This window comes from uncultured Chitinophaga sp. (assembly GCF_937898475.1).
Classification (GTDB): domain Bacteria; phylum Bacteroidota; class Bacteroidia; order Chitinophagales; family Chitinophagaceae; genus Chitinophaga.
The window spans coordinates 881,976-903,617 of the sequence record NZ_CALEJS010000016.1; the positions used below are offsets into that span (position 1 = coordinate 881,976).

The window sequence follows — 21,642 nt, forward strand, 5'->3', positions numbered from 1 at the left end:
TGTTTTAAAATATAATTACCAAAACAAATGGCTAGTATTAACCTGATTGAGTCATTCACGGAGTTCAAAGAGGCGGAAAATATTGACCGTCCAACGTTGATGAAGGTATTGGAAGATGTGTTCAAAACGCTGCTGCGTAAGAAGTATGGCTCTGATGAGAATTTTGACGTAATTGTAAATACAGAGAAAGGTGACCTGGAGATATTACGCCGCCGTACCATTGTGGCTGACGGCGAAGTGGAAGACGATAATGCGCAGATTGCCTATTCCGATGCCATTAAGGTAGAGCCCGATTACCAGATAGGTGAAGATCTGTATGAAGAAGTGGAGATCCAGGACTTTGGCCGCAGGGCTATCCTGGCTGCCAAACAGACCCTGTCTGCCCGTATTGGCGACCTGAAAAAGAACATCCTTGTTAAAAAATATGCTGACCGTGTAGGGGAGATCGTCACCGGCGAAGTATACCAGGTATGGAAAAAAGAAGTTTTATTATTGGATGATGAAGGGAATGAATTAATATTGCCTAAATCTGAACAAATTCCGACCGACTATTTCAAAAAAGGAGAGAACGTAAGGGCTGTTGTTAAAAAAGTAGAACTGAAAAACAACGCTCCGCTCATCATTCTTTCCCGTACCCATCCTTCGTTCCTTGCTAAATTGCTGGAAATTGAGGTACCGGAGATCTTTGACGGACTTATAGTGATCAAGAGGATCGTTCGCGAACCGGGTGAAAGAGCCAAGGTAGCGGTAGAATCTTACGACGACCGTATAGACCCGGTGGGCGCCTGCGTAGGTATGAAAGGTAGCCGCATTCACGGCATTGTGAGAGAACTCAGGAACGAGAATATCGATATCATCAACTATACCGCCAACATCCAGCTGCTCATTCAGCGTGCATTAACTCCCGCCAAGATCAGCCGCCAGGAAGTGGACAACGACAACAAATACGCTGCTGTTTATCTGAAACCCGACCAGGTATCCCTGGCCATCGGTAAAAAGGGCGTTAATATAAAACTGGCCTGCGAATTGACGGGATATGAAATTGATGTATTCCGCGACGAAGAACAGGAACAAACTGAATTTGACGTGGATCTGGAAGAATTCTCAGATGAAATAGAAGAATGGGTGATCGATGAACTGAAGCGTATTGGTTGTGATACTGCCCGCAGTGTATTAGACCTTACAATTGAAGAACTTGTGCGCCGTTCCGATCTCGAAGAAGAAACCGTAAAAGATGTAAGAAGGATATTACAGGAGGAGTTTGATAAGGAATAGCGAAACCCGTCCGGAAACCTTCCCAGGATCAGGGTTCGCTTGGAATGGAATATATTTGAGTTATTTTTAAATGTAAAATGGTGTCCGCCTGCTGGCGGATAAAAGGGGAGGCCCGAGATAACAAATTATGCCCGAAGTAACAAACAACACACCAAGATTGCTGGCTGCCGCCAAAGAATTCAATATTGGCAAGGATACGCTCATAGAGTTCCTTGGCAATAAAGGATATTCAACAGAGGGGTTTGCACCCAATACCCGTCTGACGGCTGAAATGTATGCGGCCCTGCAGTCAGAATTCCAGCAGGACAAGGCTAACAAACGCAAAAGCGACCAGATAGCCCTGCCTAAAGGAAGCGTGTTAGATTCAATGAAGAAGAAGGAGAAGGAAGCAGCAGAAGCAGCAAGCAAGAAGAAGGAAACCGCGAAGAAAGAAGAACCAGCTCCGGCAGCAGAAACTACTCCACCCCCGGCAGAAAAACCCAAACAGGAACCGGCGCCCGAGCCGCAGGCCGCCCCTCAGGCAAGCGCCCAGCCCGACGTGCCTCCTGTTGTTGAAAGTAAACTGCCACCCAAATCCGAGGAAACGGAGAAGCCTGCCGCAGAAGATACCAGGAAAATTGAAACACCCCGCCTAAACGGACCTAAAGTTGTGGCTACCATAGATCTTAACGCTCTCCAGGGCAGAAAACCTGCCGCCAAAAAGGATGAGCCGGTTGAGGATAAAACCCCGCCCAAACCCCAGCCTTCCGCAAAACAGGAAGAGCCAGCTCCTGCCCCGGAAATCAGGGAGGTGAAGGAAGAACAACCAGCACCGCCTCCGGTTGCCCCGGCAGCAGAGAAACAGGAACCCGTTAAGGCGCCTGAACCAACGCCCGCTCCTAAAGCAGAGGAGAAACCGGCTGCCCCGCCCGCTTCCAGAGAAGAGAAGGCAGCAGAACCGGTACGCGAGGAGCCTAAACCTGTCAGCCCCCCGGCTCCGGCAGCCACTGAGAACACTCCTCCCCCGCAGGTGGCGGCAGAGGTTAAAAATGAATCAGGAGGAGATGCCGAGCAGGATGATAACAGCAATGCTGTGGTAGAAAATATACAGGCAGAAAGATTAACCGGCCCCAAGGTGATCGGCAAGATCAACCTGCCCGTACAATCCGACAGGCGCGACAATAAAGGAAACTTTAACCGGAACAATAATAATGATGAAAAACGCAAACGCAAGCGTATCATCATTGAAAAGAAACCGGAACCCATACAACCGAAGGAGTTCTCCAAGGACGATAAGGGAACAGGTACCGGCGCTCCGGGTAATCGTAGCGATAACCGCTTCGGGAACCGCGGTGACAACCGCCAGCAGGGTGGTAACCGTCCGCAGGGTCAGGGTGGAGGCAACCGCCCCCATCAGCCAGGACAAGGTCCGAACCGTCCGCACGCACCGGCTAACCGCCAGGGAGCCGGAGGCGGCCATAACCGCCCGGGCGGTGGCAACCGCGGGCCCGGAAACCGCGACAACAACCGTTCAGGATTTAACCGCGATCGCGACAAACGTCCTGACGACAGAGAAATTGACAAAAACGAGATCCAGAATAAGATCAAGGAAACCATGGCCAAATTGGGTGGCGGAGGTCGCGGCAAAAATATCAAGGCAAAACAGCGCCGCGACAAACGTAATGAGCTTGCCGAACAGATGGCCAACCAGAATGCTGAAAACAACAAGCTCCAGGTAACGGAATTTATTTCCGTGAGCGAGCTGGCCAACCTGATGGATGTGAGCTTCGCCGAAGTGATCTCCAAATGTATGAGCCTGGGCATCATGGTATCCATTAACCAGCGCCTCGACGCTGAAGTAATAGAACTGGTGGCCGGTGAATTTGGCTACGAAGTAGACTTCATAGGCCTGGACGATGTAGAAGAGGTAGAAGAAGAGGATGAAGTAGATGCAGAAGAAGACCTGGAGCCAAGGGCGCCGATCGTAACGATCATGGGTCACGTAGACCATGGTAAAACCTCATTGCTTGACTACATCCGAAACGCCAACGTGGTAGCCGGTGAAGCCGGGGGCATTACCCAGCACATTGGCGCCTACCAGGTAACCACCGCTAACGGTAAAAAGATCACCTTCCTGGATACTCCGGGTCACGAAGCCTTTACGGCCATGCGTGCCCGCGGTGCCAAGGCAGCGGATATTGCCGTGATCGTGATCGCGGCTGACGATGCTATCATGCCGCAGACAAGGGAAGCTATCTCCCACTCTCAGGCAGCTGGCCTGCCGATGGTATTTGCCATCAACAAGGTAGATAAAGACGGCGCTAACCCGGAAAAGATCAAAGAACAGCTGGCGGGCATGAACCTGTTGGTGGAAGACTGGGGTGGTAAATACCAGAGCCAGGAAATCTCTGCCAAGAGCGGGTTAAACATAGATGTACTGCTGGAAAAAATACTGTTGGAAGCTGAACTGCTGGAACTGAAGGCCAACCCGGCCCGCGAAGCCTCCGGCAGCATCATCGAGGCATCTCTTGACAAGGGCCGCGGTTACGTAGCCTCCGTGCTTGTACAAAACGGTACCCTGCATCAGGGCGATACCATTGTGAGCGGCGCCTTCTACGGTAAGATCAAGGCCATGTTCAACGAACGCGGCCAGCGTATCAACGAAGCCGGTCCTTCAAGCCCGGTACAGCTGCTGGGCCTTAACGGTGCTCCGCAGGCAGGTGAGAAGTTCAAGATGTATGAAGATGAAGGTGAGGCAAAAGACGTGGCCAACCGCCGCGCCCAGATCATCCGCGAACAGGGCATCCGTACCAAGAAGCACATTACGCTGGATGAAATCGGACGCCGCCTGGCACTGGGTAACTTCAAACAGCTCAATATCATCATCAAGGGTGACTTTGACGGCTCTGTAGAAGCACTGAGTGACTCCCTGCAGAAGCTGTCTACCGAAGAAATCGCTATCGCAGTGGTACACAAGGCAGTAGGTCAGATCACTGAGTCAGACGTATTGCTGGCAACCGCTTCAGACGCCATTATCGTAGGTTTCCAGGTACGCCCCTCTTCCCAGGCAGCCAAACTGGCCGAGAAAGAGAATATTGAGATCCGTACCTACTCCATCATCTATGACGCTATCGATGAACTGAAGAGCGCCATGGAAGGTATGCTGGAGCCGAAGATAGAGAAGAAGGTAGTTGCCAACGTGGAAGTACGCGAAACCTACCGCTTCGACAAGGTGACCGTTGCAGGTTGTTTTGTGCTGGACGGAAAACTGACACGCAACACCCGCGTTAACATTGTTCGCGATGGTATCGTGGTATTCACCGGCGAACTGGCTTCCCTGAAACGTTACAAGGACGACGTGAAGGAGGTTGCCTCCAACATGGAATGCGGTCTGAGTATCAGGAGCTACAACGATCTTAAAGTAGGCGATATAATTGAAGGCTTTGAAGAAGTAGAAGTGAAGCGGACTTTATAAGCCTGTCTAAAAATTTTGTTAAAGAATAAGCCGCACTCATGCGGCTTATTTTTATTGGTTATTTTTGAATTTCACTGCATTAGCTTATATGAACAAACTTTTGGCTCTATCTGCAGCCAGCCTGCTCTTTGGGCAGTTAGCCGCAGGACAGCAAAGAATGGTGGCAGACAAAATTGCCGCTATTGTAGGGGATAAGATCATTCTTAAGTCTGATATAGACGGGGAGGTAATGAACCTTCAACGTAATTCCCCGGATAATACGCTTCCCCCTAATGCCACTTGTATTATCATGGAGCAGATCATTGCGCAGAAAGTAATGGTACTCCAGGCAGAACGGGACAGCTTACCCGTGAGCGATGCCGACGTGGACGGTCAGATCGAGAACCGTATCCGGTACTTTGAAGACCTGTACGGCTCCCGGGAAAAGATGAAGGAAATAACCGGGTATTCCATTTACCAGCTGCGTGAACGCTTCCGTCAGCCCATTAAAGAGGGCTTACAGGCAAAAGCCATGCGCGATAAGATCGTGGACGCTATCAAGGTAACCCCTTCTGAGGTCCAGAAAGAATATGACCGTATACCGAAAGACAGTCTTCATTTCTATGAATCAGAGCTGGAAATAGGTCAGCTGATCGTATTGCCCAAAGCCACCAAAGAAATGGAGCAGTATGCCATAGACCGCTTGCTGGAGTTCAAAAAGCGGGTTGAAAATAAGGAGTCTGACTTTGGCTCTCTCGCAATCCTGTACTCTGAAGACCCGGGCGTAAAAGATAATAAAGGCGTTTACATCTTAAACCGTAACGATAAGGGTAACTGGGACCCCGACTTCCTGGCGGCATCTTTCCGCCTGAAAGAAGGAGAGATCTCTTCCCCAGTGAAAAGCCAGTTCGGTTATCACCTGATACAGTGTCTGAGGCGCCAGGGTGATAATGTGACCGTTCAGCATATCCTGGTAAAACCCAATATCACCAAATCAGATATTGAGCTGGCCACTAAAAAGCTGGATTCTATCCGTACCAACATCATTAACCATAATTATACTTTTGCCGAAGCAGTAACAAAATACAGCGACGCAGAAATGGCCAAATTCGACGGCGGTATGTTGCAGAACAGGATGACCGGCGGGACGCTGCTCACTATTGACCAGCTCGATGATCCATCTACCCGCGATATTGTATTGATGCTGGACACCCTTAAACCCGGCGGTCTTTCAGCCCCGATGCAGTTTACAGACGAGCGGGGACGTACCGGGGTACGTATTGTATACCTGAAAACGCGCACACAGCCTCACCGTGAGAACCTGCAGGATGATTATTCCCGCGTTCAACAGCGCACCCTACAGATAAAACAGGGCGATGCGGTAAACAAATGGCTGATGGAGAAGATCCCGACTTACTATATTCATGTAGAAGATGAGTTTAAAAACTGCGGAAACATCTCTAAATGGCTGGCCAGCATGGCTAAACAATAATAGAAAATTTCAATATCCGGATCCCAAATTCCAAATCAACTGCGGAATTTGGGATTTGGCATTTTTTCGCCGTACCTTTGCGCTTTCAAATTTTAGGGATGAGTGATGCGATAAAGCATGAATGCGGCTTAGCATTCATAAGATTAAGAAAACCATTCTCTTATTACCAACAAAAATACGGGACGGTTTTCTTTGGGCTCAACAAGCTGTACCTGCTGATGGAAAAGCAGCATAACCGTGGACAGGACGGAGCAGGTGTAGCAACCGTAAAACTCAATACAGAACCCGGGGTGCCATTCATGCAACGCATCCGGAGCAGTGCGCCCCAGGCAATCGGTGATATTTTTGGAAAGATCAGGGATGAAATCCAGGAAATCGAGAAGTACCAGCCTGAGATCACCAAATATCCCGGCCTGATGAAAGGCCACGTTCGCTTTCTGGGCGAACTACTGATGGGCCACCTCCGCTATGCTACCCAAGGCAAAAACAATGTGGAGCTCTGCCATCCCTTTGTACGCTACAACACTATTCCCGCCCGTAATCTTACCCTCGCAGGAAACTTTAACCTGGTAAATGCTGACGAGCTTTTCAAGTTCGTAAATGTTGATCCGGGTGAAGTGCACCGCAACAGTGACCTTGCCGCGATGCTGGAAGTAGTGCACCATTTCCTTTGCCAGGAAGATGAAGTGCGCCGTAACGGCCTGGATGTAAAACACATCCTGCAGCAGGCATTTTCCATGTTTGACGGCGGTTACCATGTATGCGGCCTCATTGGCAGCGGCGACTCTTTCGTGATCCGCGACCCGCATGGTATTCGTCCCTCCTACTACTATGTTAACGAAGACGTAATTGTGGCCGCCTCTGAAAGGGCCGCCATCCGCACCGCCTTTAATGTAGGAGAGAACGAAGTGCTGGAACTCATGCCAGGCAACGCCCTCATCGTAAAGAACGACGGCGAATACAGTATAGAGCAGATCCTTACCCCGCAGGAACGAAAAGCCTGTAGCTTTGAAAGGATCTATTTTTCCCGCGGCAACGATGAAAAGATCTATAAGGAGCGCTCCAACCTGGGTTATCACCTGTCTGAAACCGTTCTTAAAGCCATTGATAACGACCTTCGCAATACCATCTTTTCCTTTATTCCCAATACAGCCGAAGTAGCCTTTTACGGTATGATAAAAGGCCTGGAGGACTACCTGAATAAGATCAAGGTAGAACGCATCCTTTCATGGGGTAAGGATTTTGACGAGACCAAGCTCTCTGAAATGGTGAACCGCAGGGTGCGTATAGACAAGATCGCCATCAAAGACGTAAAAATGCGCACCTTCATCTCGGAAGACGCCGGACGTAACGAGATGGTACAACACGTTTACGACATTACTTACGGTACCGTAAGACCTGGCATAGACACCCTCGCTGTAATAGATGACTCCATTGTTCGCGGTACCACGCTGCGCGAAAGCATTATCAAAATGCTGGACCGTCTGGGCCCCAAGCGGATCATCATCATTTCTTCTGCCCCGCAGATCCGCTACCCGGACTGCTACGGCATTGACATGAGCAAAATGGGAGATTTTGTTGCCTTCCAGGCCGCCATAGCGCTGCTGAAAGAGCAAGGCAAGGAATATATATTGCAGGAAGCCTACGGCCTCTGTAAAGAGCTGCAGCGTACAAACACCCTGCACGCCCAGAACGTGGTGCGCAACATTTACAAACCATTCACCACTGAAGAAATTTCAGCCAAGATAGCGCAGATCATCACACCGGCAGGTATCAATGCCAAGGTAGATGTGATATACCAGTCAATCGAAAGCCTGCACAAGGCTTGTCCCAATAACCTGGGCGACTGGTACTTCACCGGTAATTACCCCACACCGGGCGGTAACCGGGTAGTAAATAAAGCCTTCATGAACTATATGGAAGGAAAGAATGAAAGAGGATACTGATCACATTTAACATCATCTCATACAATACCGGGCACTGTTACACCAGTGCCCGTTTGTTTTTCATATATAGACAGCTATTAATATTACAACCGCAACCCGCTGATGTTAATTTTGTTTTAAATCAGCGGGCTGCTGAGTGCCGGATTAGGGTAAGGCTTTAACTTTCTGCTCAATCTGAAATTCCGTATTTTCGTTATGGTTATTAATGGTTTTCAGCGTATGAAAACATTACTCCTTATCCGTCATGCAAAATCCAGCTGGAACGACCCGGACATGGACGATTTTGACAGGCCCCTGAATAAACGAGGCAAACAGAATGCGCCTGAAATGGCTGCCCGTTTGATACACAAAGGAATGGTACCTGAACTGATCATCTCCAGTCCGGCGAAACGTACCCGCACTACTGCCAAGATCATGGCCCGGGAATGGAAGTATCCTAAAGAGGCTATATTACTGGAGGAAGAGCTTTATCTGTGTTATGCGTCCACCTTCCTCAAAGTGATCACCAAGATAGACGATGATTTTAACGCGGTGGCTATTTTTGCGCATAACCCCGGTATTACCGATTTTGCCAACTACCTGACAGAAGAGATCAGGATTGACAATGTGCCAACATCCGGCATTTTTGCCGTGGAAGCCGATATCACGTCCTGGAAAGATTTTGACAGGGCTTATAAGAAATTCCTCTTTTTTGACTACCCTAAACAGGAAATGGTTTAGCCCTTTAATATCTTGTTGTAGGAAACAGTGATCCCCTTGATCAGCGAAGAGCTGAAACCCTGATGCTCCATTTCATTCAATCCTGCTATTGTACAGCCTTTGGGGGTGGTTACCTTATCAATTTCCTCTTCGGGGTGACGGTTGCCGCTTATCAGCAGTGCCGCAGCGCCCTTTACGGTCTGCGCAGCTATGAGGTTGGCCGTACGCACGTCAAACCCGATCTCTATCCCCCCCTGGATACTGGCCCTTATAAAACGCAAGGCATAGGCAATACCGCAGGCACCCAATACAGTAGCGGCATCCATCAGTTTTTCATCTATGCTGACGGTTACCCCCAACTGATCGAACAGCTCTTTTACCCAAACGCCCTGCTCCGGGCTGGTATTTTTATGGCAGATACAGGTCATGGATTCCTGAATGGCAATAGCGGTATTGGGCATGGCGCGTACTACAGCGATCCCCACGCCGGCTATCTGCTCCAGTTCATCCATACTAACTCCTGTAACTACGCTGATGAGCATATGCCTGGTGGGGTCAAAAGCGCTTTTGACCTGGCTTAATACTTCCTTAACGTTATAGGGCTTTAATGCTACTATGATGACATCTGCTGCGGCAATGGCTTTGGCATTATCCGTTTCCGTCTTTACCCCTTGCTTTTCGAGATCCGCCAGGGTGGAAACATTACGTTTAGTAATAATAATATCGTTCCCTTTTGCAAATCCGCTTTTCAATACGCCTTGTGCAATGGCTGAACCCAGGTTACCTCCGCCGATGATGGCGATTCTTTTGGCTGACATATCTACTTTTGATTTGAACAAAAGTAAAGTATCGGTATCAAAAAAACTAAGGCTATCCCTTCCGTTGATTGAACGGTTGGTCTAGCCTTAGTCAGACAACATCAATATTGATCATTCCCGGCAAACCAGGTGTTAATCCGCGCTTACATGGCTCCAGTTCTCACCGCTTTTTATACGGTACAGCTGCATTTCGCTGATGTCGAACTGTTCGGCGATCTGCTTCATGGTACGTTTGCCGGGTTTAGCCAGCAGACGTTTAATACTTTTAACCTTATTTACGTTCAGTTTAAGGCCTTTGAGGCGGTTACGCTGTTTTTCCTTATAAGCCAGTTTGGCCGGACTTTTTTGCTGGTGCTTCTCCATTTCCTCCTTAGTGGCCCAACGGAGGTTAGAGGCCTTGTTGTTCTTCTTATCGTAATCCAGGTGAATAACGTATTTGTGGGTACGGCTGGGTCTTTTGTTGAACAGTTTGGCAACTTCCCTGTGCAGGTACAGCGACTGATAGCTATCCGCCGGTTTTACGTTCAGGACCGTATACCCTTCTACGGTAGAGCCGGATAACAGTTTGCCGTCTTCTATTTTCTCATGGTAACTGATCACTCTCCCCATGTTAGACACAGCATATCTCTTGCGCAAGGCAGACTTGTTCTTGATCTGCAAGTCTTTCCAGACTTCGTTTTTCAGGTTTTTAATTGTGGCCATGTGAAAGTAATTTTTAATAAACGTGAATTTGGGGTTTACCCGTAAACGTTACAATCTACCATTTCATTATTTGCCGGCAGGTAATTACTGTTTGTTATCTGGGGAGTTGTCCGCTCAAAAATGTGATCCTTGTATTGTACTGCGATTGTATCCAGAACCTGTTCTACTTCTGCCAGTGTTTTGCAAGTTACTAATTGTAATCTGAAATCTTTTATATGCGGTAACCCTTTCAGATAGTTGGTATAATGCCGGCGCATTTCAAGTATGCCTACCACATCCCCCTTCCAGGCAACGGAGTGATGCAGATGCTTTTTACAAACCCTTACTCTTTCCAAAACAGTTGGGGGCGGTAAATGTTCACCCGTACGCATAAAATGCTTGATTTCGTTAAATATCCAGGGGTACCCGATAGCCGCCCGGCCTATCATAATACCATCTACCCCATATTTGGCTCTGGCTGCAACAGCTTGCTCCGGCGTGCATATATCGCCGTTACCGAATACCGGGATCTTTATGTGGGGGTTGTTCTTAACCTTACTTATGAGCGTCCAGTCTGCATTTCCCTTGTACATCTGGGTGCGGGTACGTCCGTGGATGGTGATCGCCTGAATACCCACATCCTGTAAACGCTCCGCTACCTCCTCAATGTTCCGGCTGTCATCATCCCAACCCAGGCGGGTTTTGACGGTTACTGGCAAATTAGTCGATTTCACCACTGCGGCTGTGAGCCTTACCATTTTGGGTATATCTTTCAGAATACCCGCGCCGGCGCCTTTACAGGTTACTTTCTTTACTGGGCAGCCGTAGTTGATATCCACAAGATCGGGATTGGTGGCAGCGGCAATCTGTGCCGCCATGGCCATTGGCTCCTCATCTCCCCCGAATATCTGGATGCCGACAGGACGTTCATAGTCAAAAATGTCCAGCTTCTGACGGCTTTTTATCGCATCACGTATAAGCCCCTCCGAAGAAATAAATTCTGTATACATCAGATCCGCCCCGTTCTCCTTACAAACTGCCCGGAATGGAGGATCACTGACATCTTCCATTGGCGCCAGCAGTAAGGGGAAATCCCCTAAGTTTATATTTCCAATCTTCACCATGTGTAATAATAAGTTATCAGTAGCTGTAGGGCTGTGTAGGTCAGTAAACTATTGCCAACTGGTTTTGGCGATGTAAATTTACGCAAATTTAATACAGCTAACATCTATGACCGGCTACTTGAAACAGTCTTCACCTTCGTTACAGTTTGTGGCTTTTATTGGGATCTTTATCGGTTTCATGCTACTCTACGGTACTTTTCTCTATACCGGCTTTCCTGCCCTGAGTGGTTATACTATTCAACAATTGCAAGACGCCGGCGCCACCGGTCCTAAAGTTATCGGCTATTTGAAATTAGTACAATTTTTATACACTTTGGTGGTTTATTTGGTGCCGGCCTTACTTTTTGCCTATCTCACGGATCCCAGGCCGGCAGCCTGGCTGGGCTTGGGTCAGAAGCCCCGTCCGCTGTCGTTGATATTAGCGCTTTTGATCATGTATTGTTCATTGTGGGCCGTGGATCTAACCGGAGAATGGAACCGCCAGTGGGAGGTGTCTGCCAACCTGCGGCAGCTGGAAGAGCAGGCAGACATGCTGGTAGAGCGGATGCTGCAAATGCCGCGTATAACCGATCTGCTTATAAACCTTGTGCTGATTGCCGTACTTCCAGCCATAGGAGAGGAAGTGTTTTTCCGTGGCGTGCTGCAGCGGCTTATTATTCAGATGGTAAAATTACCCTGGCTGGGGGTGCTCATAACCGCCATTCTCTTCAGCGCCGTACATATGCAGCTTCTGGGCCTGGTACCCAGGGCGCTGCTTGGCTTTCTGCTGGGCGCAATCTACCTGCTCAGCGGTAACCTCTGGCTGTCAATAGTGGGGCACTTTCTTGTTAACGGCATACAGGTAGTAGCTGCATACCTTTACCAGGCGAAGGTGATAACTGATGATCCCACCAAAACCGGCAGCACCTCCTGGTATGTAGCCCTGATCAGCGCGCTGGTTACCCTCTCGCTTTTGTGGGTGTTCTATAAACGTGCTAAATTGCCAAACCAACCCATAAAACCTGAGTAATGGAAAAAGACTGGATAAAAATATTTGATACCGACAGGCCTTTTGAGGCAGAACTGATCAAAGGTATGCTGCAGGAAAACGGTATAAATGCCGTATTGCTGAACCGCCAGGATTCGTCCTACCTGCAGGCATTGCCAGGACGAGCGGAAATATATGTCCATGTTTCGCAGCAGGCACAGGCCCTGGAGCTGATCAACGAAGGAAGAAGCACAACCAAACAATAACTGATGAAGACTTTTTTTACCCGTACCGCCTCCGCCCTGGTATTTGTAGCTGTCATGCTCGGGGGAATTTTATGGAGCCCTTTTACTTTTTTCCTGCTGTTCCTTCTCGTGAATATTTTTGCACTACAGGAGTATTTCAAACTGATCCGCCTGATAGATACAGACTACCAGGAAGTATCTGTATGGCACCGTTATGGGGTAGTGGTGGCCAGTTGTGCTATCACCATGGCGTTCACCGGCCAGGCGTTTGGTTCTGCCGATATTTCCCTGGGCTTTATGGGCTGGTGGATGTCTGTGATTTTCCTGTTAGTGCTACCCATGGGAGAAATCCTGCTGGGAAAGGACTTTTCACTGAAAAACATAGGTTATTCTGCCCTTGGTCTGCTGTACATCACCGTATCCCTTGGTCTGCTTATTGACCTGCGCCTCAGTGTGCACGACATTATCTTCACAGGCAATACCCCGGGTGGCCAGCCGGGCTGGCTGATCCCTTTACTACTGATCTGCTTTATATGGATAAACGACACGATGGCCTATATCATCGGTTCGCTGATAGGGCGTACCCCATTCTTTCCTGCCATCTCACCCAAAAAGACCATGGAAGGATCGGTTGGGGGTATGATCCTGGTAGTGGCAGTAGCAGGCATCTTTGGATACTACTGGGGGAGGAATTGGCTCGACCTGCAACACTGGCTGAGCCTCGCAGGTATTGCCGCTGTATTTGGTACGGCAGGAGACCTGCTGGAGTCTAAACTGAAAAGATTGGCCGGCGTGAAGGACTCAGGCAGTATCATGCCTGGCCATGGTGGTTTCCTGGATCGCTTCGATTCCCTGCTGCTTGCCTCACCCTTTGCCTGGATCTATGTACAATCCTTTATGATGGTTTGATTTCAAAGCAATTACGAATTATCAATTACATGTTACGAACAAGGTTATGCTTAATTCTTAATCGTAATTATACTACCTTCGCATTACCGAAACCAACAAACTAACAACAAACATGAAGATCCATCGCGAAGGATTGGGCACTATTGGACTTACTTTTCTGGTGCTGGCGCTGCTTAATGTAGCCGTTTTTTATTACCTCGGAACATCTCCGGTGTTTACCTGGAGCTTTTTTGTAATATCCCTGGTATTATTCCTCTTCATTGTTTCCTTTTTCCGCATACCGCTCCGGGATATGCAACAGGGCGAATCCCTGGTGATCTCTCCCTGCGATGGTAAAGTTGTGGTAATAGAAGAAACCTACGAACCCGAATATTTCAAGGATAAACGACTGCAGGTGTCCATCTTCATGAGCCCGGCCAATGTGCATGTGAACAGGAACCCCATCAGTGGCCAGGTAAAACTGTCTCAGTACCATAGCGGTAAATACCTTGTTGCCTGGCACCCGAAGTCATCTACCGAGAACGAAAGACACACGGTGGTGATCGGTAACGAAAAGGCAGAGGTACTGGTGCGCCAGATTGCCGGTGCGCTTGCCCGCCGTATCGTGAACTACCTGAAAGCAGGCCAGGAGGTAAAGCAGAACGAAGAACTGGGCTTTATCAAATTCGGCTCCAGGGTAGATATTTTCCTGCCCGTAGGCACGAAGGTGGACGTTCAGCTGGAACAGAATGTAAAAGGCGGACAGACGGTCATCGCACAGTTGTAAAATGTAGTATCTTTAGATAGTATGCCAATAAAACCGGTACAAATGAAAAAGATATTTATATCCCTCGCCGCCGCCCTGCTGATTGGCGGCACCGCCCTTGCCCAGGAAAAGGAAACTGCCAAGGCCTGTTGCAAAAAGGATGCAACTGCAGCTGCCTGCTGCAAAAAAGAAGGCGCTGCTACTGCCAAGACAAAAGCTTGTTGTATGCAGCCGTCTAAAGCAGCCGCCCTCAGAACGGCCGCTACTAAGTCTGCCAAAAAAGAACCGGCTACCAAACCGGCTCCAGTTAAAGAAGGCTGAGTTATATACTTACAATTTGCTATAAAGGAAGAGCCTCAGGTTCAGGGAATTATCCCTTAACCTGAGGCTCTCGCTATTAGGAGCCAGATGATTACAGTATGGTTTTTAGCTCACTCAGACAGGAAATCGTGTAAGTGGGCTGGAGAGTGGTGGCGGGTACAGCGGGATTGAAATACACCTGATCCATGCCTACATTATAGGCGCCGGCAATATCCAGATCCAGCGCATCCCCGATCATAATGCTGTCTGCAGCAGTGGTAGCCGCCTTGCCGATAGCATAATCAAAGATCTCCCGGTAGGGCTTCAGGCTGCCCGCTACCTCGGAGGTAATAATGTGTGTAAAATAACGATCAATACCGGTGTTACGCATTTTCAGCAACTGCGTTTCTTCAAAGCCGTTTGTAATCATATGGAGTGGATACTGCTTTTCTTTCAGGTATTCCAGCACTTCCACCGTATAGGGGAACAGGGCTGTTTTGCCCGGCAATATCTGCAAAAACTGGTCGCTCAGCGCGTCTGAAAGCTTCTCGTCCCCGATCTTAAAGTCGAGCAAAGTAGCCCGGAAACGTTTATACCGCAGATCGTTCCGGCTGATAAAGCCCTTCCGGAAGCGGTCCCACAGCGTTTCGTTATGCACTACATAACTGTTGTAAAAAGCCTCGAAAGTAGGCACCCCCCTGCTGCTCAGGTTATGGTGATAATAAAGCTCCTGAAGGGTTTGGTAAGAGTTGGTCTCAAAATCCCATAGTGTATGATCCAGGTCAAAGAAAATATGTTTATACTTCATCACGCGTACAAAGTTACACCATTCACTCATTTTTCTTATTTTCCGGTTTTTAACTATTCATTATGAACGCGGTGATAACAGGCGCCAGTAAAGGCATTGGAAAAGCGGTAGCAATCAAGCTTGCCATGGAAGGTTTTAACGTGGCGATCTGCGCCAGGAACAGCGCGACACTGGAGGAAACGACTGCTTTAATACAGCAGCAACGCCCACAGGCCCAGGTATTGGCAGTTCCGGTGGATATGGGCGATAAAAAGCAGGTACTTGGCTTTGCTGAAAAGATTAACGCCAGCTTTCCATCTGTAGACATACTTGTAAACAATGCAGGTATTTTTGTGCCCGGGGCTTTACATGAAGAGCCTGAGGGCCTGCTGGAGAAGCTGATGGCCGTAAACGTATACAGCGCCTATCATCTTACCCGGCAGCTGTTACCTGGTATGATCACCCGTCGTCAGGGCCATATTTTTAATCTTTGCTCAACGGCCAGTTACAAGGCATATCCTAACGGCGGCGCTTATAGTATCACTAAATTTGCATTACTGGGTTTTTCCAGGAACCTGCGCGAAGAACTGAAGCAACACAATGTGAAGGTCACTGCTATCAGCCCGGGCCCAACGTTAACTGCTTCCTGGGAAGGATTTGAAGCTCCCGCAGGCCGTATGATGGCCCCTGAGGATATTGCAAACATCATATGGGCGTCTTATACACTGGCAGCTCAAACCGTAGTGGAAGAGATCCTTTTAAGGCCTGTACTTGGTGATATTGGTTAATAGGCAGATCGCGCTCAAATCCTTGCCAGTTAAAGATTTGATCATCATATTTTATTATTTTTTTAACTAACTTTTAACGGGAAATTACGCTTCACAGCTAAGGCTTTGGTTAAATTTGTCAAGAGTTATGATGGTTAGTCAGGTTAAAATAAGGAAGTGGGGTCTGGCCCTGCTCTTTTGTTTGAGTATAGTGGCCTGTGCAAAAGCCCAGGAATTTCGCTTCACCACGAATGTAAGCAGTACCCGGGTTGCGCAGGACGAACCATTTCAGATACAGTTTATGCTGGAGAACGCCCCTAATGTATCCAGTTTTCAACCGCCGGCCCTGAATGATTTTGAAGTGATGCAAGGCCCGTCCCAGGTTCAGGGACAATCTATTTTCAATGGCAGACGTTCCGAGTATATAGCGCTCATATATGTCATCCAGCCTAAAAGGGTGGGCAACTTTACCATTGCAGGTGCAACAGCCCGTGTAAATGGTAATATCGTTCGCTCTAACCCGGTAACGATAGAAGTAGTAAAAAGTCCTCATGGTGCAGCGCAGGCGGCTCCCTCCAGCCCGCAACCGGGATTTGTTCCTCGCAGGGCACCGGGGCAGGTAGATGAGGAGGTGTCTGACGGCATATTACGTAAGGGAGAGGATGTTAATACCAAACTGCGGAAGAATATATTCCTGAAAGTAGACGTGGATAAAACGAGCCTTTATGAAGGCGAGCAGCTAACTGCAACGTATAAACTATACACCCGCCTTCCAACAAACTCAAGCGTTACCCGTGTACCGGCCTTCAAAGGCTTTTCTGCCAAAGATGTTGAGCTGCCTAATCCGCCGCAGGCAACTACAGAAAGGGTGAACGGCCAGCTCTTCAAAGTTTTCACCATACGTAAAACCCTGCTGTTTCCCCTGCAATCCGGCACACTGGAACTGGATCCGGTTGAAGTGGATAACCAGGTAAGGCTTGTAAAACTCGTTAACGACAATAACCGTAAGAGACCAAGGGATATTTTTGAAGACTTTTTTAACGACCCCGGTTTCAGAGATCCCTTCAGCGATCCTTTCTTTGATGACTTCTTCAACCGCCCGGAAGTTACCTACGAAGATGTTCCCTACAAGATACAGAGTACTCCTGTAAAGATTACGGTAAAACCGCTGCCGGTGGATACCCGGCCCCTTAGTTTCAATGGTGCCGTGGGCAACTTTTCCATGAATGCCACAATAGACAAAACGTCGCTCACTACTGATGATGCGCTCACGCTGAAAGTGGTGGTGGCAGGGCAGGGGAATGTAAACCTTCTTAACAGCCCAAAGATCAATATCCCGGGCAGTTTTGAAAAGTATGATCCAAAGATCACCGACAATATAGACAAGAACAGCAATCAATTATCCGGCAGCCGGCAGTTCGAGTTTGCGCTGATGCCGCTGGAAGCCGGTGAGCATACCATCCCGCCGGTGGAGTTCTCTTATTTTGATCCTGCTGCCCAGGCTTATAAAACGATCAGGTCAAAGTCTTTCACCATCAAGGTAAGTCCAGGCAAACAGAATAAACAGGTTAAGGAAGATTTCAGTGTAGACAAGAACGTGTTGATACCCGTTCGCAAAGCGCCGTTGAATTGGGTGAAAAACACCGGATTTATTATTGGCAGCTTCTGGTACTGGCTCTTGTTGCTGATACCGGTATTGGCGTTGGTAGCAGGCATACTATACCGGCGCAAAATCCATTATCAGCGGGTAAATGCAGATATGCTTAGACACCGCTATGCCAACAAAGCTGCTTTAAAACGCCTGGAGCTGGCTGCCCGCTACCTGAAAGAAGGTAAGGACCGGGCCTTTTATGAGGAGACATCCCGTGCGGTGTGGGGCTACCTGAGCCATAAACTGCAGATTCCCTTCGCAGATCTCAACAAGCAGCTGGTGCAGGATAGACTTGCATCACGGCATATCAACGGGCAGAATACACATCAACTCTTTGAACTGCTGGATAACTGTGAAATGGCTTTGTATGCTCCCATGCACAGTAACGATAGAATGCAGGGCACCTACCAACAAGCAGTGAAAGTTATCAGCCAGCTGGAAGATGAATTGAAAACGAAGAAGGAATTAATATGAGCGCCATACGCTATATAGTAACATTGTTATTATTGCTGGGCATTGGCTCAGTAGAGGCTCAGAATGCCACGCAGCAGCAGTACGAAAAAGCTTACCAGTTATATCAGCAGAACAAATACAGCGAAGCTGCGGCTGCCTACCAGCAGCTGATAGATCAGGGCTATTCATTGCCCGAGCTATATTTCAACGCAGGCAATGCCTACTATAAAAGTAATCGAACCGGCCTGGCAGTGTACAACTATGAAAAAGCATTACGTCTCGATCCTGGTCATGAAGCGGCCGCACATAATCTGGCCTTAGCCAATCAACGTGTGCAGGGCTTCACAGATGAATTGCCACTCTTGTTCTTCCAGAAATGGTGGCAGCAATGGGAGCACCTGCATAGCCCTAATGGCTGGGCCATTGGCAGCATCTTCCTGTTCTGGATACTGGTAGCGGGCATCCTGGTATATCTGCTGGCGGAACGGTTTGCCACACAGGTGCTTCGTGTGGGAATTGGCGTTATAGGGGCGCTGGCAGTTATTTACAGCTTTATGTCTGTCTACACCTGGAAGACGGCCAAAAACCATGATATTGGTATTGTCATGAACAGCGGCATTAAGGCTAAGCCAGGCCCAGATCCGGGCGGTAAAGACCTGTTTGAATTAAATGAAGGCATGAAAGTCGCCGTGCTGGATGCTACCGAGGATTATTGTAAGATAGAACTGGCCGACGGCAAAACGGGCTGGATAAGCTGTAATGAGGTAAAGCGGCTATAGCTTTTCTATTCTCGCCATAAAGTCCTGCTTGCGATGACGGGAAACCGGGATACAACTTCCATTTGTCATAATGATCTCGCCGCCATCTCCTTTAATATATTTGTCCATAAAAGAGAGGTTGATCAGGTAACTGTGATGCACCCTGAAAAAACCTTTGTCCTTTAACACCATCTCGACCTCTTTGAGGGTGCGGCACACTAAGGGCGCCATTTTATCGCTATGCTGGTACAGCCGTGTATAAGCACCTTCGGCCACACAATACACGATGTCCTTGGGCAGCACCATACGCAATCCTTCCATGGTTGGCAGCGCCAGCCGTTCGCCAGCCTGCAGATGCTCATGGAGGAATAGCAGCAGGTTGTTTACCTTATTACCATTAACCTGTCTTTGCTGAGAGACGGCCTTGTTTACAGCTCGTACTAATTCATCCTTGTCAAGCGGTTTTAACAGGTAATCCAGTGCGCTGTGACGGATGGCCTGTATGGCATACTGGTTATATGCCGTGGTGAATATGACGGAAAAAGCAGGCCGTTCACAGGCTTCCAGGAGCTCAAAACCATTCATGCCTGGCATCTCAACATCCAGGAACAATAGTTCCGGATGGCATCTTTCAATCGCCTCCAAAGCAGTAATGCCGTCAGCGCAGACGGCCTCAACCGTCACATCCGGGCAGTACTTATCCAATAGCAGCAGCAACAGGTCACGACAGTGCTTTTCATCGTCCACTATAATAGCACGCATATTGCACAGGTTAGATGTAATGGATTTACGTTCTCAATCGAAGGATTGCCGGAATAGTGCTTATTGTCCCATGTAAAAATTACGAAATTTCCGTGTAAGTTGCTTATCCGGCCAATAATTGCCGGCTGCTGATGTGCCGCATGCTGATGGTAACGCGGCTACCGGGGGTAGAAGATCCCTCTTCGTAGAAGTCCTGTTCTGTAATGGTAGCCTCCATATGATATTTCTCGCTCATAATATGGAGGCGTTCTGCGGCAATGTTAACATTACGGCTTAGCTGGGCGGCAGTATAGGAGGCGGGATGCAGCTCACTGCGCACGCCGTTGTCATCTACCTGTATATATAGCCTGTCCTGGTCACGCCCTATGAATATATCCAGGCGGCCCCCGCTTTTCTGCGGCCGTTGCAATATGCGGTGCCAGATAGCCTGCTGCACATAGGGCTGAATGATCAGGGGTGGTACCAGGGTAAAACGGTCACTAATTTCAGGGGAAAGCCTCAGCTGGTAGGTAAACTGCGATTCAAAACGGAGCTGCTCCAGTTGTATGTATAATTCCAGCGCCTCCAGGTCATCTTCCAGGTTCACCCATTCTTTATTGAAATTGGCGATCATTAACCGCATGAGCTTGGAGAAACGGGTCAGGTAGAGAGACGCCATGTCTGTACTGGTGGTGAGGATATAATGATGGATGGCGTTTAAGCTGTTGAAAATGAAATGAGGATCCATTTGCGCCTGGAAGGCATGCAATTCGAGGTTCACCATAGATTGCCGCCTGTTTATTTCTTCGGTGGTAGCCAGTTTGATCCTTTGTTCCCGCCGGAAGAAAAAGTAACTGATTAGCGCCACACTTAATAAAAAGAACAGCCAGTAAGGCCAATCACTCGCTGAAAATATATGCTCGTAATATCGTAACACTGATAAGGTTTACAAAAGGACCACCACGCATATTATATACGCTATTTAAATTTCTATTAAATCATCAGGAAAGGAAAGGGGTAATTACTGCAAGGCAGTATTTCTCTGGCAATCGGAAGAAAAACAATTATAAGTGGTCAGCCTTTACGGCTATTAGCTGCTGCCGGTTCAACAGCTAATAGCTATTCGGTAAATTTATATCCCACTCCTCTTACAGAATGGAAGTATTTGGAGTTACGGCTGTCTTCTTCAAAGTACTTGCGGAAGTTGAGTATAAAGTTGTCGATAGTGCGCGTGGTCGGATATACATTGTATCCCCAAACCACCTGGAGTATCTTTTCACGGGTCACTACTTCTCCCTTATTTTCTATGAGCAACTTCAGCAGCATCGTTTCCTTCTTACTCAGCTCATAATGTTTGCCGTCTTTTCCTATACATTCCTGCGCTGCAAAATCTATCGTATTGTTACCAAACCGATAGACGTTCGGCACACTGTCTTTATCCTGTATTCTTTTGTTCTTTACGATCAGTTTTTCCACTCTCAACAGCAGTTCTTCGAGGTTAAAGGGTTTGGTCATATAATCATCCCCTCCCTTTTTTAATCCCAGCACACGGTCTGCACTGCTGTTCCTTGCGCTCAGGAACAGAATAGGTACATCATTGTTCTGTATACGTATATTCTCGCATACGGCTATGCCATCCATTTCGGGCAGCATGATGTCTAATATGATCAGGTCAAAATACTCGTTCTTTACCGCCTTTAAGGCCGTTGTCCCATTGTCGGCTGCAGTTACTTCATAACCTTCCAGCTCCAGGTTCAGCTTCAGCGCTTCCTGGAGGTTTTCTTCGTCTTCTACAAGCAAAATGGACGCTTTCGTCGCTTCTTTCATGTGAAAAATTTTGTCTAAAGTTTA

General features: G+C 48.2%; 20 protein-coding genes. 13 read left to right on the forward strand and 7 right to left on the reverse strand.

Annotated features, from left to right (window positions below; translation table 11 throughout):
* Positions 1-27: 27 nt before the first annotated feature.
* From nusA to Q0577_RS13450, 5 genes are all read left to right on the forward strand, one after another.
* A complete protein-coding gene (gene nusA, locus Q0577_RS13430; RefSeq protein ID WP_298737119.1) occupies positions 28-1,275 on the forward strand; it encodes a transcription termination factor NusA in 1,248 nt (415 codons plus the stop codon).
* A 127-nt stretch (positions 1,276-1,402) separates the two neighbouring features.
* Positions 1,403-4,729 carry a translation initiation factor IF-2 gene (infB, locus tag Q0577_RS13435; RefSeq protein ID WP_298737120.1) on the forward strand — a complete coding sequence of 1,109 codons (3,327 nt, stop codon included), beginning with the start codon at positions 1,403-1,405 and terminating at the stop codon, positions 4,727-4,729.
* Positions 4,730-4,817: 88 nt separating this feature from the next.
* Complete coding sequence (locus Q0577_RS13440; protein WP_298737121.1) at positions 4,818-6,200, forward strand: peptidylprolyl isomerase; 1,383 nt, start codon at positions 4,818-4,820, stop codon at positions 6,198-6,200.
* Between the two features lie 98 nt (positions 6,201-6,298).
* Positions 6,299-8,146 (forward strand): amidophosphoribosyltransferase, encoded by a 1,848-nt coding sequence (locus tag Q0577_RS13445; RefSeq protein ID WP_298737123.1) that lies wholly within the window; start codon positions 6,299-6,301, stop codon positions 8,144-8,146.
* 219 nt (positions 8,147-8,365) lie between these two features.
* Positions 8,366-8,866 carry a histidine phosphatase family protein gene (locus Q0577_RS13450; RefSeq protein WP_298737128.1) on the forward strand — a complete coding sequence of 167 codons (501 nt, stop codon included), beginning with the start codon at positions 8,366-8,368 and terminating at the stop codon, positions 8,864-8,866.
* On the opposite strand, the gene proC is transcribed toward Q0577_RS13450, so the two are convergent.
* The 3 genes from proC to dusB form a co-directional block, all read right to left on the reverse strand.
* A complete protein-coding gene (gene proC / locus Q0577_RS13455) occupies positions 8,863-9,663 on the reverse strand; it encodes a pyrroline-5-carboxylate reductase (RefSeq protein WP_298737130.1) in 801 nt (266 codons plus the stop codon). The genes Q0577_RS13450 and proC overlap by 4 nt on opposite strands.
* 132 nt (positions 9,664-9,795) lie before the next feature.
* Positions 9,796-10,365 (reverse strand): NUMOD4 domain-containing protein, encoded by a 570-nt coding sequence (locus Q0577_RS13460; RefSeq protein WP_298737131.1) that lies wholly within the window; start codon positions 10,363-10,365, stop codon positions 9,796-9,798.
* A gap of 35 nt (positions 10,366-10,400) precedes the next feature.
* Positions 10,401-11,468, reverse strand: a complete 1,068-nt coding sequence (gene dusB / locus Q0577_RS13465) for a tRNA dihydrouridine synthase DusB (protein WP_298737132.1) — start codon at positions 11,466-11,468, stop codon at positions 10,401-10,403.
* 106 nt (positions 11,469-11,574) lie between these two features.
* Here dusB and Q0577_RS13470 point away from each other — a divergent pair, with 106 nt between their 5' ends.
* The 5 genes from Q0577_RS13470 to Q0577_RS13490 all read left to right on the forward strand — a co-directional run bounded on the left by Q0577_RS13470 (position 11,575) and on the right by Q0577_RS13490 (position 14,655).
* Positions 11,575-12,477, forward strand: coding sequence for a CPBP family intramembrane glutamic endopeptidase (locus tag Q0577_RS13470; protein WP_298737133.1), 903 nt, complete (start codon positions 11,575-11,577; stop codon positions 12,475-12,477).
* Positions 12,477-12,701, forward strand: coding sequence for a DUF2007 domain-containing protein (locus Q0577_RS13475; RefSeq protein WP_298737134.1), 225 nt, complete (start codon positions 12,477-12,479; stop codon positions 12,699-12,701). Before Q0577_RS13470 ends, Q0577_RS13475 begins: the two co-directional genes overlap by 1 nt.
* A gap of 3 nt (positions 12,702-12,704) precedes the next feature.
* Complete coding sequence (locus Q0577_RS13480) at positions 12,705-13,589, forward strand: phosphatidate cytidylyltransferase (RefSeq protein WP_298737135.1); 885 nt, start codon at positions 12,705-12,707, stop codon at positions 13,587-13,589.
* Between the two features lie 112 nt (positions 13,590-13,701).
* Positions 13,702-14,355, forward strand: a complete 654-nt coding sequence (locus Q0577_RS13485) for a phosphatidylserine decarboxylase family protein (RefSeq protein ID WP_298737137.1) — start codon at positions 13,702-13,704, stop codon at positions 14,353-14,355.
* A 42-nt stretch (positions 14,356-14,397) separates the two neighbouring features.
* Positions 14,398-14,655, forward strand: a complete 258-nt coding sequence (locus tag Q0577_RS13490) for a hypothetical protein (RefSeq protein WP_298737140.1) — start codon at positions 14,398-14,400, stop codon at positions 14,653-14,655.
* 91 nt (positions 14,656-14,746) lie between these two features.
* Here the strand turns inward: Q0577_RS13490 and Q0577_RS13495 are convergent, their stop codons facing one another.
* Positions 14,747-15,472, reverse strand: coding sequence for a YjjG family noncanonical pyrimidine nucleotidase (locus Q0577_RS13495; protein ID WP_298737141.1), 726 nt, complete (start codon positions 15,470-15,472; stop codon positions 14,747-14,749).
* Positions 15,473-15,504: 32 nt separating this feature from the next.
* On the opposite strand from Q0577_RS13495, the gene Q0577_RS13500 reads away from it, so the two are divergent.
* From Q0577_RS13500 to Q0577_RS13510, 3 genes are all read left to right on the forward strand, one after another.
* Complete coding sequence (locus Q0577_RS13500) at positions 15,505-16,209, forward strand: SDR family oxidoreductase (protein ID WP_298737142.1); 705 nt, start codon at positions 15,505-15,507, stop codon at positions 16,207-16,209.
* Positions 16,210-16,336: 127 nt separating this feature from the next.
* The gene (locus Q0577_RS13505) at positions 16,337-18,313 is read left to right on the forward strand and encodes a BatD family protein (RefSeq protein ID WP_298737143.1); all 1,977 of its coding nucleotides are present in this window, start codon (positions 16,337-16,339) and stop codon (positions 18,311-18,313) included.
* Positions 18,310-19,071 (forward strand): tetratricopeptide repeat protein, encoded by a 762-nt coding sequence (locus Q0577_RS13510; RefSeq protein WP_298737144.1) that lies wholly within the window; start codon positions 18,310-18,312, stop codon positions 19,069-19,071. The genes Q0577_RS13505 and Q0577_RS13510 overlap by 4 nt, the downstream gene beginning before the upstream one ends.
* Here Q0577_RS13510 and Q0577_RS13515 read toward each other — a convergent pair.
* From Q0577_RS13515 to Q0577_RS13525, 3 genes are all read right to left on the reverse strand, one after another.
* Positions 19,066-19,812: a LytTR family DNA-binding domain-containing protein gene (locus Q0577_RS13515; RefSeq protein WP_298737145.1), complete on the reverse strand. Its 747-nt coding sequence runs from the start codon at positions 19,810-19,812 to the stop codon at positions 19,066-19,068. The genes Q0577_RS13510 and Q0577_RS13515 overlap by 6 nt on opposite strands.
* A gap of 103 nt (positions 19,813-19,915) precedes the next feature.
* Positions 19,916-20,728 carry a histidine kinase gene (locus tag Q0577_RS13520; RefSeq protein WP_298737147.1) on the reverse strand — a complete coding sequence of 271 codons (813 nt, stop codon included), beginning with the start codon at positions 20,726-20,728 and terminating at the stop codon, positions 19,916-19,918.
* Positions 20,729-20,910: 182 nt separating this feature from the next.
* Positions 20,911-21,618, reverse strand: a complete 708-nt coding sequence (locus Q0577_RS13525; RefSeq protein ID WP_298737148.1) for a response regulator transcription factor — start codon at positions 21,616-21,618, stop codon at positions 20,911-20,913.
* Positions 21,619-21,642 lie beyond the last annotated feature (24 nt).

Bases quoted from the DNA above. Each gene is read 5' to 3' on its own strand.
- Q0577_RS13460 (WP_298737131.1), bottom strand. From the start codon at position 10,365: ATGGCCACAATTAAAAACCTGAAAAACGAAGTCTGGAAAGACTTGCAG.
- Q0577_RS13440 (WP_298737121.1), top strand. From the start codon at position 4,818: ATGAACAAACTTTTGGCTCTATCTGCAGCCAGCCTGCTCTTTGGGCAG.
- Q0577_RS13500 (WP_298737142.1), top strand. From the start codon at position 15,505: ATGAACGCGGTGATAACAGGCGCCAGTAAAGGCATTGGAAAAGCGGTA.
- Q0577_RS13525 (WP_298737148.1), bottom strand. From the start codon at position 21,618: ATGAAAGAAGCGACGAAAGCGTCCATTTTGCTTGTAGAAGACGAAGAA.
- Q0577_RS13505 (WP_298737143.1), top strand. From the start codon at position 16,337: ATGATGGTTAGTCAGGTTAAAATAAGGAAGTGGGGTCTGGCCCTGCTC.
- Q0577_RS13480 (WP_298737135.1), top strand. From the start codon at position 12,705: ATGAAGACTTTTTTTACCCGTACCGCCTCCGCCCTGGTATTTGTAGCT.
- nusA (WP_298737119.1), top strand. From the start codon at position 28: ATGGCTAGTATTAACCTGATTGAGTCATTCACGGAGTTCAAAGAGGCG.
- Q0577_RS13515 (WP_298737145.1), bottom strand. From the start codon at position 19,812: ATGCGTGCTATTATAGTGGACGATGAAAAGCACTGTCGTGACCTGTTG.
- Q0577_RS13490 (WP_298737140.1), top strand. From the start codon at position 14,398: ATGAAAAAGATATTTATATCCCTCGCCGCCGCCCTGCTGATTGGCGGC.
- Q0577_RS13510 (WP_298737144.1), top strand. From the start codon at position 18,310: ATGAGCGCCATACGCTATATAGTAACATTGTTATTATTGCTGGGCATT.
- Q0577_RS13475 (WP_298737134.1), top strand. From the start codon at position 12,477: ATGGAAAAAGACTGGATAAAAATATTTGATACCGACAGGCCTTTTGAG.
- Q0577_RS13470 (WP_298737133.1), top strand. From the start codon at position 11,575: ATGACCGGCTACTTGAAACAGTCTTCACCTTCGTTACAGTTTGTGGCT.
- Q0577_RS13495 (WP_298737141.1), bottom strand. From the start codon at position 15,472: ATGAGTGAATGGTGTAACTTTGTACGCGTGATGAAGTATAAACATATT.
- dusB (WP_298737132.1), bottom strand. From the start codon at position 11,468: ATGGTGAAGATTGGAAATATAAACTTAGGGGATTTCCCCTTACTGCTG.
- proC (WP_298737130.1), bottom strand. From the start codon at position 9,663: ATGTCAGCCAAAAGAATCGCCATCATCGGCGGAGGTAACCTGGGTTCA.
- Q0577_RS13445 (WP_298737123.1), top strand. From the start codon at position 6,299: ATGAGTGATGCGATAAAGCATGAATGCGGCTTAGCATTCATAAGATTA.
- Q0577_RS13485 (WP_298737137.1), top strand. From the start codon at position 13,702: ATGAAGATCCATCGCGAAGGATTGGGCACTATTGGACTTACTTTTCTG.
- Q0577_RS13450 (WP_298737128.1), top strand. From the start codon at position 8,366: ATGAAAACATTACTCCTTATCCGTCATGCAAAATCCAGCTGGAACGAC.
- infB (WP_298737120.1), top strand. From the start codon at position 1,403: ATGCCCGAAGTAACAAACAACACACCAAGATTGCTGGCTGCCGCCAAA.